We start from the raw sequence: 14660 nt of genomic DNA on the forward strand, positions 1-14660 counted from the left end.
AGTATTCTCATGGCAAACAAGCGGGACCGGAGATCCTTCACATCCCCGGTCCCTTACCGCCCTACGGTAGGGGAGATACACATGGGTATCAAGGAACTGGCCTGTCAGTTCGGCACGGCGATCGAAAATGAGGTGATCCAAATCCGGGCGGACCACGTGGAAATGGGAGAGAAGCTCACACAGCGCATCAACGGCGTAGCCAACCGCGTCAAGACCCTCGACGACAAGGTCACCGCGCTCGACGCCAAGTTCGACGCCAAGTTCGAGATTCTGCAGGCGAGCCAGAAGGCCATGGAGGCCAAGCAGGACGCCATGCAGGCGAACCAGGACGCCATGCAAGCGAACCAGGACGCCATGCAGGCGAAGCAGGACGCCATGCAAGCGAACCAGGACGCCATGCAAGCGAGCCTGAAGACGGTGCAGACGTCCCAGGTCGAGATGATGAAGATTCTCGTCGCCATCCAGCAGAAGCTGGAAGCCGCCTAACCAGGCTGCAGAAAGGGCGGGCCCGCGCGTGCGGGCCCGCCCTTCTCATGTCCGCCACCGCTCGACGGCCCGACCCGGAGGGGACGTCCTCCTGGTAGTCGCCGGCCTGCAGACGGAACATCCGGGCGTACAGCCCCTCCGAAGCCGTCAACTCGTCGTGCCCGCCCAGTTCGCCGATCACCCCGTCTTCCAGCGCCGCGATCAGGTCCGCCTCCCGCACGGCGTTGAGCCGATGGGAGATCAGCAGGCTCCTCCGGTCAGCCCGGCTCGGCGATGAGGAGTTCGCCGACGTGGTCGGCGAGGGTGTCCCTGGCGGGTTGCGGCAGCCCCGGGTCGGAGACGACGACGTCGGCCTCGCCCAGTTCGGCGATGGTGCTGATGCCGACCGTGCCCCACTTGCTGTGGTCGGCGGGCACGACGAGCCTGCTCGCGGCTTCCACCAGGGCGCGGTCGGTCTCGGCCTCCATCATGTTCGGGGTGGTGAAGCCGGCCCTGAGCGTCATGCCGTGCACGCCGAGGAAGAGCAGGTCCACGTTGAGCTGCCGGATCGCGGCCACGGCAACCGGGCCGACGAGCGCGTCGGAGGGCGTGCGCACGCCGCCGGTCAGCACGACGGTCTGGTCGTGGCGGCCGGAGCGCTGGAAGACGTCGGCGATGCGGACGGAGTTCGTCACGACGGTCAGGGCGGGGGTGGCGGTCAGGTGGTGGGCGAGCGTCCAGGTGGTGGTGCCGGCCGACAGGGCCACCGCGGTGCCGGGGCGTACCAGGGCGGCGGCCAGGCGGGCGATGGCGTGCTTCTCGCGCTCCTGGCGGACGGCTTTCACGGCGAAGCCCGGCTCGTCGGTGGAGCCGATGGTGGTGGCGCCGCCGTGCACCTTGGCCAGCAGGCCGCGTTCGGCCAGCATTTCCAGGTCGCGGCGGATGGTGATGTCGGAGACGCCGAACGCCCGTACGAGTTCGATCACTCGGACGCCGCCGTTCTGTCTGACCAGATCGAGAATCGCCTGCTGACGCTGTGGGGCGAGCATCGCATCACCAGATCCCAACAGGTTCCGACACCCATTCGTTCGCATCATGACATGACCACGGCGCGGCGACTGTGTCTAATTCGTCATGAATCCGGGCGTTGACAGTCCAAAATGTTGGCTTTTCGATGAATGAAGATGAGCGAACTCGGGGGAATCTGAAGGGTCCGGCAAGGAGGAACCCACCATGGACCAACGACTGCCGCTCTCCCGCCGTAATCTCCTGCTCGGCGCCGCCGCGTTCGGCGTCCCCGCCGTCCTCGCCGGTTGCGGGTCGGGCACGCCCTCGCCCGCTCCCGGCGGCACGGCCTCCGGCAATCTGGGCACGGTCACCATCGGCTCGAACGCCTCCGACGAGATCCCGAAGAAGGTCCTCGACACCGTCACCAAGGCCTTCACCCAGGCCACCGTCAAGATCAACACGGTGGACCACAACACGTTCCAGGAGAACATCAACCGCTACCTCAAGGGCACGCCGGACGACGTGTTCACGTGGTTCGCGGGCAACCGCATGCAGTTCTTCGCCGAGCAGGGGCTGGCCACCGACATCTCCGACGTGTGGCAGGAGATCGGGGGCGACTACACGCAGGCGTTCAAGGACCAGTCGACCGGCACCGACGGCAAGCAGTACTTCGTGCCGTCCACCTACTATCCGTGGGCGGTCTTCTACCGCAAGAGCGTCTGGAAGGAGAAGGGGTACGAGCCCCCTGCCACGCTGGACGAGTTGACCGCCGTGGCCAAGAGGATGAAGGCCGACGGGCTGATCCCGATCGCGTTCGCCGACAAGGACGGCTGGCCGGCGATGGGCACCTTCGACATCCTCAACATGCGGATCAACGGCTACGACTTCCACATCTCGCTCATGGGCGGCAAGGAGTCGTGGACGGACCCGAAGGTCAGGCAGGTGTTCGACACCTGGCGGGGGCTGATGGAGTACCACCAGCCGGCGGCGCTGGGCCGCACGTGGCAGGAGGCAGGGCAGTCGCTGGCGCAGAAGAAGACCGGCATGTACGTGCTCGGCATGTTCGTCGCCCAGCAGTTCCCCGAGGCCGACCTGGACGACCTCGACTTCTTCACCTTCCCCGAGATCAACCCGGCCTTCGGCACCGACTCGATCGACGCCCCCATCGACGGCTACATGGTCTCGGCCAAGGCCAAGAACGTGGAGGGCGCCAAGGCGCTGCTCAAGCACTTCGCGCAGGCCTCGTCGCAGAACATCGCCACCAAGCTGGACCCGGGCATGCTGGCCTCCAGTTCCAAGGCCGACACCTCCGGCTACAGCGCCCTGCAGAAGCGCGGCGCGGAGCTGGTGTCGAAGGCCACGCACATCGCGCAGTTCCTCGACCGCGACACGCGGCCCGACTTCGCCTCGACCGTGATGATCCCGTCGCTGCAGTCGTTCGTCAGCGAACCGAACGAGATCGACTCGCTGCTGACGAGCATCGAGAAGCAGAAGGCGAACATCTTCCGTTGATGGCCGTCAAGACCCGTCGCTACTCCGCCCGCGACGTGACCATCCTGGTCATCGGGCTGGGGGTGGCCATCGTCGTCAACGTGGGCCTCATCTGGGGGCCCACGCTGGCATCCATCGGGCTGTCGGGCACCGACTGGAACGGCATCGGGCCGATCGAGTGGGTGGGCGGGCAGAACTACCACGACCTGGCCACCGAGTATCCGCCGTTCTGGTCGGCGGTCCGCAACAACGTGTTGTGGCTGGCTTTCCTCGGGCTGGTCGCGACGCCGTTCGGGCTGTTCTGCGCGGTGCTGCTGGACCGGCGGCTGCGGTTGTCGCGCTTCTACCAGAGCGCGCTCTACATGCCCGTCGTACTATCGCTGGCCGTAGTCGGGTTCATCGCGCAGCTCGTCTACTCCTCCGACTACGGCGTGCTGAACGCGGTGACCGGGCTGACCGTGGACTGGCTGGGCGACAGCTCGATCAACATCTGGGTGGTCATGGTCGCGGCCGGGTGGCGGCACGTCGGCTACGTCATGATCATCTATTTGGCGGGGCTGAAGGCGGTCGATCCAGCGCTGAAGGAGGCGGCGGCCATCGACGGGGCCAGCGAGCGGCAGGCGTTCTTCCGCGTGGTCTTCCCGACGCTGCGGCCCGTCAACGTGATCGTGCTGGTGATCACGATCATCGAGGCGCTGCGGGCCTTCGACATCGTCTACGCCATCAACAAGGGCAGGAACGGGCTCGAACTGCTGTCCGTGCTGGTCACCGAGAACATCGTGGGCGAGGCGAGCAGGATCGGGTTCGGCTCGGCGATCGCGGTGATCCTGCTGGCGATCTCGCTGGGGTTCATCGTGACGTACCTGTCGCAACTGTTTCGAGGGGAGGAACGATGACGCTCACCGCACCGGCCTCCGCGCCGCCCGCGCAGGCGCCGGGCGCGCCGCGGAAGCGTCCGCTGCGCCCGGTGCGCGTCCTGCTGCACGTCTTCCTGACGCTGGTGGCGCTGGGCTGGCTGCTGCCGCTCGTGCTCGCCGTGTACGCCTCGCTGCGGCCGTACGAGGAGACCGCCCGTCTGGGGTACCTCTCCCTGCCGGAACGTCTCACGCTCGACTACTACGGTCAGGCGTGGAGCCAGGCCGAGCTGCCGCACTACTATCTGAACACGTTGATCATCGTCATCCCCGGCGTGCTGCTGACACTGGCGCTGGCCTCGTTCACGGCGTTCGCGATCGCGCGGCTGCGCATCCCGGGCCGCAAGGCGCTGCTGATCGTGTTCACGGCGGGCAACCTGCTGCCGCCCCAGGTGCTCATCACCCCGCTCTACACCCTCTACACGCTCATCCCCCTGCCCGCCTGGTTGTCGGACTCTCAGTCGCTCTACGACTCCTACCTGGGGCTCATCCTCATCCACGTGGCCTTCCAGTTCGGCTTCTGCGTCTTCGTCATGGCCAACTTCATGCGCACGATCCCCGAGGAGATCAACGAGGCGGCGCTGGTGGACGGGGCCGGGGTGTGGAAGCGCTACTGGCGGCTGACGCTGCCGCTGTGCAGGCCGGTGCTGGCGGCGCTGTCGACGCTGCAGTTCACGTGGATGTACAACGACTTCCTGTGGGCGCTGGTGCTGATGTCGTCGGGCGACAAACTGCCGGTCACCTCGGCGCTGAACAACCTGCGCGGCCAGTTCTTCACCGACTACAACCTGCTGGCCGCAGGGTCGATGCTGGTGGCGCTGCCGACGCTGATCGTCTTCCAGCTCCTGCACAAGCAGTTCGTCGCCGGTCTGACGCTGGGTTCGACGAAGGGCTAGAGCAGGTTGTGGAAGCGGGCGGCGACGTGCTCCCAGGCCCATTCGCGGGCGATCCAGTCGCGGCCGCCCGCGCCCATCTTGCGCGCCTTCTCCGGGTCGGCGAGCAGTTCGACGATGGCCTGGGCGAGCTCCTCCACGTCCCCGCCGTCCACCACCAGCCCGGTCTCGCCTGGCCGGACGGCGTCGGGGGCGCCGCCCGACCTGCCCGCCACCACCGGCAGCCCGCTGGCGGACGCCTCCAGGAACACGATCCCGAGCCCTTCCACGTCCACCCCCTTCCATCGGGTACGGCACGGCATCGCGAACACCTCGGCCGCCGCGTAGTAGCCCGGCAGGCCGGCCGCCGGCACCGTGCCGGTGAACCTGATCGAGTCGTGGCCGGCCGCCAGCCTCTCCAGCCTGCGCCGGTAGGGCCCGCCGCCGACCAGCAGCAGCACGGCGTCCGGCACCGCTCGCAGCACCCGGGGCCAGGCCCTGATGAGCTGGTCCTGGCCCTTGCGCGGCACCAGCCGCGACACGCAGGCGACGACCGGCCTGCCCGGCAGCCCCAGCTCGGCCTTGGCGGCGTCCGGCCGGAACTGGGCCACGTCCACGCCGGGCGCGAGCCGCAGGAGCTTGTGCGGCGGGATGACGGCGGCCAGCCGCGTCCGCGTGTACTCGCCCAGATACGTCACCACGTCGGCGTGCGCGCCGATCCTGCGCAGCACCGCGCGGAAGCCGGGCGCGCTCGCCCACGACGCCTCGTGGCCGTGGGTGAGCATCACCATCCGCCGCGCGCCCGCCGCGCGCAGGCGGGGCGCGAGCAGGCCGAGCGGCGCCGCCGCCCCGAACACCACGGTGTCCGCGCGGTGCTCGGCCACGAGCCCGGCCGCCGTGCGCGCGACGGCCGGGGTGGGCAGCATGAGCCGCGTCGGATGCCGCACGATGCGGAACGGCTGGCGCCGGTCGAACTCGTCGCAGCCCGGCCAGGCCGGGGCGTAGACCGCCACACCCGGCGTGCGCAGCGCGAGCCCGTGCACGAACGACTGGATGCCGCCCGGCCTGGGCGGGAAGTCGTTCGTGACGAAGAGCACGTTGGTCACGGCTCGGGTACGCCGTTCAGCTTGGCCCACGAGCGTGCCATGGCGATGCGCTCGGGGCTGGACGGATGGGAGGCATAGAGCACATATTCCACCTCATCCGGCGACAAGTCGGAAATATTGGTGACTGCCAGGCGTTTCTGCATCGCGACGAACGTGGCCGGGTCCCTGGTGAGGTCGAGGGCGTGCAGGTCGGCCCTGGCCTCGATGTTGCGGCTGATCAGGTTCTGGGCGGGGCCCAGGAGGAGCGAGCCGAACGTCATCAGGCCCATGACCGCGCCGACCGCGCGGGGGTCGGTGATGGAGGTGACGCCGGTGCGCCGCCGTACCGCTCCGAACACCACGAACAGCGCGATCGCGCCGAACGCGGCGCCCAGGGCGCCGACGAGCGTGCCGTACAGGACGTCGTTGTCCTTGGCGTGGCCGAGCTCGTGGGCCACGACCAGCTCGACCTCCTGCTGCGGGGCCTTGAGCAGCGTGTCGTAGACGACGATGCGGCGCGTGGCGCCGAAGCCGGACACGTACGCGTTGAGCGCCGTCGTCCTGCGTGAGGCGTCGGCGACCAGCACGTCCTCGACCGGCACACCGTCACGTTCCGCCATGGCCAGCAGGTTCGTGCGCAGCGGGCCCTGCCGCATCGTGGTGAAGTCGTTGAACAGCGGCTCGAACACCACCGGGTAGATGAACGAGGTCGCCACCGTCAGCACGAACGCGCCGATCGCCGCCGGGATCCACCAGCGCCTGACCTTGCGGGCCAGCGCCACGAGCGCGAGCAGCATGACGGCGAGCAGGAACGCCTCCACGCCCAGGTTCTTCAGCCTGTCGCCGGTCCAGCTCCCCCAGTCCTGGATGGACAGGCCGTAGTCGCGCAGGATGGTCTCGAACCAGATGCCCAGCGGCCACCTGACCGCCTCGACGATCGCGGTGATGACGACGACGCCGAGCATCACCCGTACCCACCAGGGGCCTTTGAGGCGGCCCAGCACCTTCGCACCGAACGGGGTGGCCACCAGCAGGCCGGCGAAGATGATCGTGAGGCCCAGCGACAGGTAGCTCGGCAGGCTCGTGGCCGCGTCGAACGCCTGCGCCCTGGCGATCTGGGCGGCGGTGAAGTCGCGCGCCGGATCGGGCGGGCCCGACGCCAGCACCCTCCATGGGGTGGTGAAGCCCGCCACGGCCACGATGACCAGGCCGAGCAGCACCAGCGCGATCCCGGCCTGGCGCCGCAACCGGCTCTCGCCGCTGCCGTCGGCCGCCGGGCGGCCCTTGGCGTCCTCGCCGTCCTGGCCGTCGATCCGTTCCTCCACGCGCACACCGCCTTCCACGGCCGTCCCCGATCGAATCCCGTCATCCGGGTGTGTCATCGGAACGGTGGGTTCGTCGGCGGCCGTCGCGGCCTCGCCGTCACCCGCCTGCGACGCGTCGTCGGTGTCTCGCCGTTCGCTCATCTGCCTCCCCTTACCCGAGCTGCTCCCGCACGTAGTCGCGCCACCGTGCCGTCAGTGTGGCGACGGAGAGCCCCAGCGCGGCGAGTGCCTGATCTACGCCGACCGCCCTGGCATCACGGTAGAGCCTCACCAGGGTCCCCTCACCGAAGCGGTGAGCCAGGAAGCGACACGCCATCCATGCCTCCTGGTACGCCCGCGCGAGCCGCACGGGGTCACGCCCGTCAGCCGCAAAAGCAGCAGGTCCGGGCAATTCTCTCGGCAGCCGCCCGCTCCGCACCTCGGCGGCCAGCTCTGCGGCGGCCACCTTCACCGGCAACCCGGACTCGCGATAACCGACGTAGTCGGCCACCCCTTCGTAGAGCCAGACCGGAAGCCGTTCGGTGCCGGCCACGACATGGGTCAGCTCATGAGCGAGCACGACGTCCTTCCCGACGGAGCTGAGCCGGCCGAAGTACTCGGGCACGACGATCACCCGCCCGCCGTCGGCCACCGCGGCCAGCCCGTCGACCCGCCCCACCCCCGCCAGCCCTGCCGCCTCCTCGGCGGAGGCCGGAACCACGACGACCGCGCGCACGGGACCACCGAACACCGCGGCAACCCGCCGCCCGGCCAAATCGGCCCGCCGCGCCAAATCATCAAGCGAACCACGCCGCCGCCCAACGACAACGGAATTCCGGCCACGGACAACAACATGACCATCGCCCCGAAGACCACCCACTTCGGCAGGAAGAACCGGGGATTCAGGAATCGGGGAACCCGCGGGAACGACGAGAAGCAGGAGGCAGACCACCGCCGCTCGTCGACTCACCTGCTCGGACACGCTGCCCGATCGTAGTCGGCCCACGGTGGTGAACCACCTGAATGGCCGACATCCGCGGCGTGACGGCGGGCCATGCGTGCGGGTCAGACGGCGTCCCCCTGGAGGCCCTGAGGCACGTACGGGGGGTGGCGTGCCGTCGGCCTGCCGTACAAGAAGGAAAAGCTCTTGAAGAGAAGAAAAGCCCCACCCGAGCGGGGGAGAATGCTCGGGTGGGGGCCTTCAGACGCCTGGGCGGACGGCGCCGACGAAAGATGACTTGCGCCAGCCGCCCAATTTGTCGATGCGTACCCGTTCGCCCGTCCGCGGCGAATGGATCATTTTGCCCTTGCCAACGTACATGCCCACATGGCCGAGCCCGCTGAAGAACATCAGGTCGCCCGGGCGGAGGTTCCGCCAGGAGACCTTGGTTCTGATACGGGCGAACTGGCTGTTCGTCACGCGCGGGAGCTTCACTCCAGCCTTCTTCCAGGCGAACTGGACGAGACCGGAGCAATCAAACGAACCAGGTCCTGTGCCTCCGAAACGGTACGGATCACCGAGCTGGTCCTTGGCCACGGCGACGGCCTTGCGTGCCTTGACCTTCTGGCGAGCGATCTTGGCCGCCTTCTGCGCTGCCACCGTGGCCGTCCTCGAGGTGGTGGCGGTCTTGACCGCCCCCGCCGTCGAGGTTCCGGCCGAATCGCTCCTCGTCGCCGCCTGAGCCGTGGGGGCGTGGAGGACCAGACCTCCGGCCGCCACGGTCATGGTGAGCGCTACGCCGCTCAGGGCAAAGCGGGACAGACGGGGGTTCTGCAGGGTTTTAGACAGGATTTCTCCTCATGTCTTCCACGAACGCCTACCGGGTTAGCTGACGGATTCGGGCCTGGAAGTCGCCCTACGGCGCGGTGTTCGCGCCGATTCACCCCTGATCCCTGGGGAAATCGGGATCGCTGGGTCCCCGGCTCCGTGCCTCCTGGCTGCACGGATTCGGCAGGTCAGCCCGCTGATCGAGGGTGCTACTCCTGGGATGTTCAGCGGGTGACCGGCGGATCTTTATCTGTCTCGCATCGGGGGACCGATGCCGGCTCGCGGCGTCATGGCTTGTCGCCGCGACGCCAGAAGCTACGCCGACGGGTCACGAATCGGCAAAGCGGGACACGTCTTGTCAAGATCAGATAAAGGGTGGAGTCAGATGGGAAATCCCTGCTGGAGCCCCAGGCTCCGTTATGGAAATGTGACCCTACTCACACTTCCGCCAGAGGGGGCATGTCAGGTCCTTTTTGCCCCTTTTGTCACACTTGTCGCGCCACCAACCTGAACCCCGTGGGCGGGAGCGTTCCCGAGGCGATTCGCCCGCGTTCGATGCGCCAGAGGCCGTTCACAAGCTCAGTGCTGCCATTTGTCAGCTTTCCCGCGATATATCGCGACAAGTACGGTTCTCGCCGTAGGTCTGCTCCTTCGAACCGATCCTTGATCGCGGCCAGCATGTCGGCGGCCGGAGTGTGATCCACGTGCGCCTCCCGCCACCGGGCGACGGGGTCGTCCACGGCCTCGCCAGGAAAATCCGCCAGTCCGGCGGCGGCCAGCAACGATCCCACATCGTAGAACCACGCGGCCGCCGCCGAGTCCGCCCAGTCCCACGCGAACTCGTCCACCGCCAGCGTCCCACCCCTCTTGAGCAGGGCGGACACGCCTTCCAGCACGGCGTCCAGCGGGTGCATGTGATGCAGTGACAGCGACATGACGATCGCGTCGAAAGGCGCGTCATAGTAGTGGGCAAGATCGGCCTGCCGTGCGGGCACCCCCGCCGCCCTGGCCGCCTCCACCGCCTGCGCCGAGACGTCGATCGCCGTCACGTCATGGCCGCGTCTCAGCAGCTCGGCGGCCAGTTCGCCGCGCCCGCACCCGGCGTCGAGCACCCGCAGCGGCCCGCCGGGCAGAGCCTCGTCCAGCCAGGCGGACTGGTGGTTGTCCATCGTCTCCATGCGATCGAGGATGGCCGGATGGAGGTATGAGCACCACTGCGGGTTCGGCATGCCATCCATAAGCTGAACGCATGCTTGAAGTGTGGTCTTTGAGGGTGTTGGTGGAAGTGGGGCGGCTGGGGTCGTTCTCGGCCGCGGCGCAGGAACTGTCGATGACGCAGCCGGCCGTCTCACGCCAGATCGCCGCACTGGAGCGGCACACCGGCGTGCGGCTGTTCGAACGGCTGCCGCGCGGCGTGCGGCCCACGGACGCCGGCACGGCCGCGCTGGAGCAGGCCGGGGAGGTGCTGCGGGGGATGCGGCTGTTCGAGACCCGGCTGCGGGCCTTCGCCACGGCCTCGGCCGGGCGGGTCCGGGTCTCGGCCTTCCCCAGCGCGGCCACCCGCTACCTCCCCGAGCGCTTCCGCGCCTTCACCGCCCGCCATCCCGCGGTGGAACTGTCGCTGAGGGTGTGGTCCGGGGAGCACGACCCGTGCGCGGCCGTCCTGGACGGAGAGGTCGACGTGGCACTCCTGACCTCCTGGGACGTGGCGGGGGCAGGAGCCGTCACGCTGACACCGCTGTGCGAGGACGAACTCTTCGTGGCGCTGCCGGCCGGACACCACCTGGCCGGCGAAAACAGGACGGCCGAAAGGGACAGGGCGGCCGAAGGGAATTCGCCGGCGGGGGAAGATCCGGTGACCGACGATGCCCTGGGCCCAATGGCCGGAGGGCACTCGGTGGCGGGAGAAGACCAAGCGGCCCAGCGAAACCCGGGAGCGGGAAAGGACCCGGAGGTCGTCAGGGACCGGCCGGTGGGAGGGGATCGGGTGCGGCTGCGGGATCTCGCGGGGGACCCGTGGATCGACGGCACCCACCCGGACTGCCTCGGCCCCATTTCGGCGCTCACGGGAGCGTTGGGAGGTCCGCCCAGGATCAGCCACGTCTGCGATGACTGGACCGGGCGTCAGGGTCTGGTGGCCGCAGGGGTTGGGGTGATGCTCTATCCGTCGATCGCGGGCGTCTCAACCGTCCGGCCGGACATCCGCCTCCTGCGTCCCTCCCCTCCGCTCCCGCCTCGCCGCATCCTCGCCGCCACCTTCCCCGCCGACAGCCGCCCACCTGCCGTCTCCGCCTTCCTGACCTTCTTGACACCTCCGGCAACCTGACCCCACACCCAGCCCGCTCTGAAACGCCCTGCCGCAAGCGCTCCGCCGCACGCCGGCCCGGCATCCGAAAACGCGGGACCGTCCGTAGCGCTACCGATCGTGGCGAAGGACCTAAAGGCCAGCCGAAAAGCCGTCGGCCCCATGGTGGGAAGCCCAGGTCGTAGGGGTGACCGAAAAGCCGAGTGGGGGCAACCGAAAGAGAGCGTCAGGGGTAAAACCCCCTCAGAGCAATTCCTAGGCCCTGCCGAGCCTGCGCAACAGCAGGCCGGACGGAACGGGTCTGGCTCCCATCCGCCGTACGGACTCGGCCACCTCGCGATCGGACGACACCACCGCGATGGCCCTGCCGGGCGGCTCAGCCCTGACGAGCTGCCGGATGAGGTCGTCGGCTATCTCCCCCGGCTCGCTGAACAGCACCCGCACCCCGCGGGGCGCCACCACCTGCACCGGGGCGTTCAGTTCGGCGCCGTCGAACACCACGGTCACCTCGACCCTGGTCTGCGCCACCAGCCCACCGAGCCCGGTCATCAGCCGGGTGCGCTGGTCGGCCAGCGTGAGCGTGCCGTAGCCGGTCTTGGTGACGTTGTAGCCGTCGATGATCAGGTGGACCTGCGGCAGCGCGAGGAGCTGGTCGAGGAGCTGCGGGTCGTCGTCGGCGAGCGCTCGCGCGGGCACCCCGCGCACGCCCGGCCGTTCGCCGGTGACCGCGGCGACCGAGTCGGCAGGGCGGCTGATCATCGTGGGGAGGGCAAGCTCTCTGCGCAGCCCCGCGGAGGCGTCCTGCAGCGCGTCGAGCAGCACCCTGATGCGGGCGTCCTCGATGCTCCTGCCCTCGCGGGCGGCCTGGCGCGAGGCCTGGAGCTGTTTCTCCACATCGGCCAGCCGCTCACGCAGCCGCCGCAGCTCGGCCTCCCCCGCGCTGCCCGCGGCCGAGGCGGCCGAACGGGCCTCGTCGGCGGTGCGCTCCATCTCCTCGGCACGCCGGGCCGCGGCCTTGGCGCGTTCGCGGGCCTCGTGGAGCTTGCGGCGAAGGTCGGAGTTCTCGGCTCGGGCGGTCTTGATCTGCTCCCGCAGCCGCTCGCCCTCCTCCTTGGCGGCGTTCTTCTGCGCGGCGAGCTGTTCGCGCAGCCGAGTCACCACCTCCTCGCGCTCGGACCCCTCGGCGGCGACCGCCGACTGCTCCAGGTCCATACGGGCCGCCTCGATCATCTCGGCCCAGCCCGGCGGCCTGGTGAGGTAGGCGGCCGCGGCCACGAGGACGGGGTCGGCTGCCGGGGGGACGTTCCCCTCGGCCAGCGACGCGACCAGCTCGGGCCATCCGGCGGCCACCGACTCGGCGACCAGTTCGCGAAATTTCTTGTCGTTCTCGAGTTGGGCGGCGATCGGCGCGCTGCCGAGTTTGGCCCGTTTGCGCGGGTCGAACTTGGCGATGCCGCGCAGTGGCGGCGGCACGGAGACAGCGGGCATCGTCCCGAGGACCTGGGCGGCCAGGTCGACGACGTTGAGCCGCACCTGTTCAGGAAGCGGGCGAGACAGGCCTTCACCCGCTGAACTCATCCCACTTGTCCCTTCGTGACATGCCCTTTCAGACAAGGGTACGGCTGTCGCGTACCTGACCGTAACGGCCGCCTGGAACTAGACAAGCGCTTGCTCGGCGATATACGACTGTGCCGGGGCACGCGTTCACCCGGGAGGCCCACCGTGACGGACGAACTGCGCACCTCCACCCGCGACCTCGTAGAACTGCGGGAAAGGCTGACCGCCTGGCTCAGCGGCAGGGTCGGCGAGCCCGCTGAGGTGTCCGAAGTGCGCAGGCCGTCCGCCAACGGGTTGTCAAGCGAGACACTGTTTTTCACCGCCACGTGGAGTGACGGGAGAACGCGCTGCGTAGCAAGGCTCGCACCTGCGGCGGAAGCGGTTCCGGTGTTTCCGTCCTACGATCTGCGGACACAGTTCGAGACCATGCGGCTGGCCAGGGAAAAAGCTGGGATCCCAGCGCCCAGGGCCCTCTGGTTCGAGCCCGATCCCGGACATCTCGGAACGCCGTTCTTCGTCATGGAGCGCCACGACGGCGACGTGCCGCCGGATCTCATGCCGTACACGTTCGAGGGCTGGCTGCACGACGCGGCGTCGCAGGACCGGCGCAGGCTGCAGGACGCCAGCGTGGGCATCATCGCGGCCCTGCACCAGGCGGCCTTCACGGCGCGGGAGCTGGCGCCGTACGGGAGCGGCGGGCTGCGGGCGCACGTGGACGGCCAGCGCGCCTACTACGCCTGGGCGCTCGGGAAAATACGCGTCCCCGTCCTGGAGCGGGCCTTCGACTGGCTGGAGGCGCACTGGCCGCGCGATCCCGGGCCCGACGTCCTGTGCTGGGGCGACGCCAGGATCGGGAACCTGATGTTCGAAGACTTCACGCCGGTCGCGGTGCTCGACTGGGAGATGGCCGCGCTGGGCCCGCGCGAGCTCGACCTCTCCTGGATGATCTTCCTGCACCGCTTCTTCCACGACATCGCGGTCGCCCTGGGCCTTCGCGGCATGCCCGACTTCATGCGCCGCGACGACGTCTGCCGGAAATATCGGGAACTGACCGGGTATGAGCCGCGCGACATGGACTTCTACGAGATGTACGCCGCCCTGCGCCACGGCGTCATCATGGCCAGGGTCTGGCTGCGCCGGATCCACTTCGGCGAGCAGCCCATGCCCGACGACCCCGACGACCTGGTGCTGCACCGCACCACCATCGAGGAACTGCTGACAGGCTGACTACGAGCCGGCGTCGTAGACGAGCAGCGCGACCTGAACGCGGTTGTTGAGGCCGAGCTTGGTCAGGATCCGCGACACGTGCGCCTTGACCGTCGGCACGCTCATGTACAGCGTCCGCCCGATCTCGGCGTTCGACTTGCCCTGCCCCACGGCCAGCGCCACCTCCCGCTCGCGCTCGCTGAGGCGGCTGAGCAGCTTCGCCGCCCGTTGCGTGCGCTCCCCCGCCCCGCCGTCGGAGACGTGCGTGATGAGCTGCCGCGTCACGACCGGCGACAGGATCGGCTCGCCCGCGGCCACCTTCCTGATCGCCTGCACCAGGTCGCCCGGCGCGATGTCCTTCAGCAGGAACCCGGCCGCGCCCGCGCGCAGCGCCCGCAGCACCTGCGCGTCGGCGTGGAAGGTCGTCAGCACGATCACCTCGGGCGGCGTGGCCGTGCGCCGCAGCGCCTCGGTGGCGGTGAGCCCGTCGACGCCGGGCATGCGGATGTCCATCAGGACCACGTCGGGACGGTGCTCGGCCGCCTTCTGCGCCACCTCGGACCCGTCGCCCGCCTCGCCGACGATCTCGAGGTCGCCGGCGCCGCCCAGGATCATCGACAGCCCGGCGCGTACCATCGCGTCGTCGTCGACGATCAGCACCTTGATCATGAGACCTCCTTCGTCG

14 protein-coding genes and 1 riboswitch are annotated in these 14660 nt (G+C 69.0%); of the genes, 6 read left to right on the plus strand and 8 right to left on the minus strand.

Going from position 1 to position 14660, the window contains the following annotated elements:
- The first annotated feature begins 81 nt into the window (after positions 1-81).
- On the plus strand, positions 82-486 hold the full coding sequence (locus ACFOY2_RS10750; RefSeq protein WP_379527807.1) for a hypothetical protein: 405 nt from the start codon (positions 82-84) through the stop codon (positions 484-486).
- 257 nt (positions 487-743) lie between these two features.
- Here the strand turns inward: ACFOY2_RS10750 and ACFOY2_RS10755 are convergent, their stop codons facing one another.
- Entirely contained in the window at positions 744-1514 is a 771-nt protein-coding gene (locus ACFOY2_RS10755) for a DeoR/GlpR family DNA-binding transcription regulator (RefSeq protein ID WP_357805863.1), read from the minus strand.
- A 184-nt stretch (positions 1515-1698) separates the two neighbouring features.
- Between ACFOY2_RS10755 and ACFOY2_RS10760 the strand changes: the two genes are divergently transcribed.
- The 3 genes from ACFOY2_RS10760 to ACFOY2_RS10770 are packed head-to-tail and all read left to right on the plus strand — an operon-like array spanning position 1699 to position 4774.
- Positions 1699-2985, plus strand: coding sequence for an ABC transporter substrate-binding protein (locus ACFOY2_RS10760; RefSeq protein ID WP_379527808.1), 1287 nt, complete (start codon positions 1699-1701; stop codon positions 2983-2985).
- Positions 2985-3860, plus strand: a complete 876-nt coding sequence (locus ACFOY2_RS10765) for a carbohydrate ABC transporter permease (RefSeq protein WP_379527809.1) — start codon at positions 2985-2987, stop codon at positions 3858-3860. Before ACFOY2_RS10760 ends, ACFOY2_RS10765 begins: the two co-directional genes overlap by 1 nt.
- A complete protein-coding gene (locus ACFOY2_RS10770) occupies positions 3857-4774 on the plus strand; it encodes a carbohydrate ABC transporter permease (protein ID WP_379527810.1) in 918 nt (305 codons plus the stop codon). Before ACFOY2_RS10765 ends, ACFOY2_RS10770 begins: the two co-directional genes overlap by 4 nt.
- Here ACFOY2_RS10770 and ACFOY2_RS10775 read toward each other — a convergent pair.
- From ACFOY2_RS10775 to ACFOY2_RS10795, 5 genes are all read right to left on the minus strand, one after another.
- On the minus strand, positions 4771-5856 hold the full coding sequence (locus ACFOY2_RS10775; RefSeq protein ID WP_379527811.1) for a glycosyltransferase family 4 protein: 1086 nt from the start codon (positions 5854-5856) through the stop codon (positions 4771-4773). The genes ACFOY2_RS10770 and ACFOY2_RS10775 overlap by 4 nt on opposite strands.
- Positions 5853-7301, minus strand: coding sequence for a M48 family metallopeptidase (locus ACFOY2_RS10780; RefSeq protein WP_379527812.1), 1449 nt, complete (start codon positions 7299-7301; stop codon positions 5853-5855). Before ACFOY2_RS10780 ends, ACFOY2_RS10775 begins: the two co-directional genes overlap by 4 nt.
- Before the next feature lie 10 nt (positions 7302-7311).
- On the minus strand, positions 7312-7875 hold the full coding sequence (locus ACFOY2_RS10785; RefSeq protein WP_379527813.1) for a hypothetical protein: 564 nt from the start codon (positions 7873-7875) through the stop codon (positions 7312-7314).
- A 465-nt stretch (positions 7876-8340) separates the two neighbouring features.
- Entirely contained in the window at positions 8341-8739 is a 399-nt protein-coding gene (locus ACFOY2_RS10790; RefSeq protein ID WP_379527814.1) for a C40 family peptidase, read from the minus strand.
- A gap of 199 nt (positions 8740-8938) precedes the next feature.
- Positions 8939-9103: riboswitch (cyclic di-AMP (ydaO/yuaA leader) on the minus strand.
- Positions 9104-9392: 289 nt separating this feature from the next.
- Positions 9393-10085: a class I SAM-dependent methyltransferase gene (locus tag ACFOY2_RS10795; protein ID WP_379527815.1), complete on the minus strand. Its 693-nt coding sequence runs from the start codon at positions 10083-10085 to the stop codon at positions 9393-9395.
- A 71-nt stretch (positions 10086-10156) separates the two neighbouring features.
- Between ACFOY2_RS10795 and ACFOY2_RS10800 the strand changes: the two genes are divergently transcribed.
- Positions 10157-11233 (plus strand): LysR family transcriptional regulator, encoded by a 1077-nt coding sequence (locus ACFOY2_RS10800; RefSeq protein WP_379527816.1) that lies wholly within the window; start codon positions 10157-10159, stop codon positions 11231-11233.
- Between the two features lie 234 nt (positions 11234-11467).
- Here ACFOY2_RS10800 and ACFOY2_RS10805 read toward each other — a convergent pair whose 3' ends face one another.
- Entirely contained in the window at positions 11468-12790 is a 1323-nt protein-coding gene (locus ACFOY2_RS10805) for an NYN domain-containing protein (protein ID WP_379527817.1), read from the minus strand.
- Between the two features lie 144 nt (positions 12791-12934).
- Here ACFOY2_RS10805 and ACFOY2_RS10810 point away from each other — a divergent pair, with 144 nt between their 5' ends.
- Positions 12935-13996, plus strand: a complete 1062-nt coding sequence (locus tag ACFOY2_RS10810) for a phosphotransferase family protein (protein WP_379527818.1) — start codon at positions 12935-12937, stop codon at positions 13994-13996.
- Here the strand turns inward: ACFOY2_RS10810 and ACFOY2_RS10815 are convergent, their stop codons facing one another.
- On the minus strand, positions 13997-14644 hold the full coding sequence (locus tag ACFOY2_RS10815) for a response regulator (RefSeq protein WP_379527819.1): 648 nt from the start codon (positions 14642-14644) through the stop codon (positions 13997-13999).
- Between the last annotated feature and the right edge of the window lie 16 nt (positions 14645-14660).

It is taken from the genome of Nonomuraea purpurea (genome assembly GCF_042650645.1).
Lineage (GTDB): Bacteria > Actinomycetota > Actinomycetes > Streptosporangiales > Streptosporangiaceae > Nonomuraea > Nonomuraea purpurea.

Bases quoted from the DNA above. Each gene is read 5' to 3' on its own strand.
- ACFOY2_RS10750 (WP_379527807.1), top strand. From the start codon at position 82: ATGGGTATCAAGGAACTGGCCTGTCAGTTCGGCACGGCGATCGAAAAT.
- ACFOY2_RS10755 (WP_357805863.1), bottom strand. From the start codon at position 1,514: ATGCTCGCCCCACAGCGTCAGCAGGCGATTCTCGATCTGGTCAGACAG.
- ACFOY2_RS10760 (WP_379527808.1), top strand. From the start codon at position 1,699: ATGGACCAACGACTGCCGCTCTCCCGCCGTAATCTCCTGCTCGGCGCC.
- ACFOY2_RS10765 (WP_379527809.1), top strand. From the start codon at position 2,985: ATGGCCGTCAAGACCCGTCGCTACTCCGCCCGCGACGTGACCATCCTG.
- ACFOY2_RS10770 (WP_379527810.1), top strand. From the start codon at position 3,857: ATGACGCTCACCGCACCGGCCTCCGCGCCGCCCGCGCAGGCGCCGGGC.
- ACFOY2_RS10780 (WP_379527812.1), bottom strand. From the start codon at position 7,301: ATGAGCGAACGGCGAGACACCGACGACGCGTCGCAGGCGGGTGACGGC.
- ACFOY2_RS10795 (WP_379527815.1), bottom strand. From the start codon at position 10,085: ATGGAGACGATGGACAACCACCAGTCCGCCTGGCTGGACGAGGCTCTG.
- ACFOY2_RS10800 (WP_379527816.1), top strand. From the start codon at position 10,157: ATGCTTGAAGTGTGGTCTTTGAGGGTGTTGGTGGAAGTGGGGCGGCTG.
- ACFOY2_RS10805 (WP_379527817.1), bottom strand. From the start codon at position 12,790: ATGAGTTCAGCGGGTGAAGGCCTGTCTCGCCCGCTTCCTGAACAGGTG.
- ACFOY2_RS10815 (WP_379527819.1), bottom strand. From the start codon at position 14,644: ATGATCAAGGTGCTGATCGTCGACGACGACGCGATGGTACGCGCCGGG.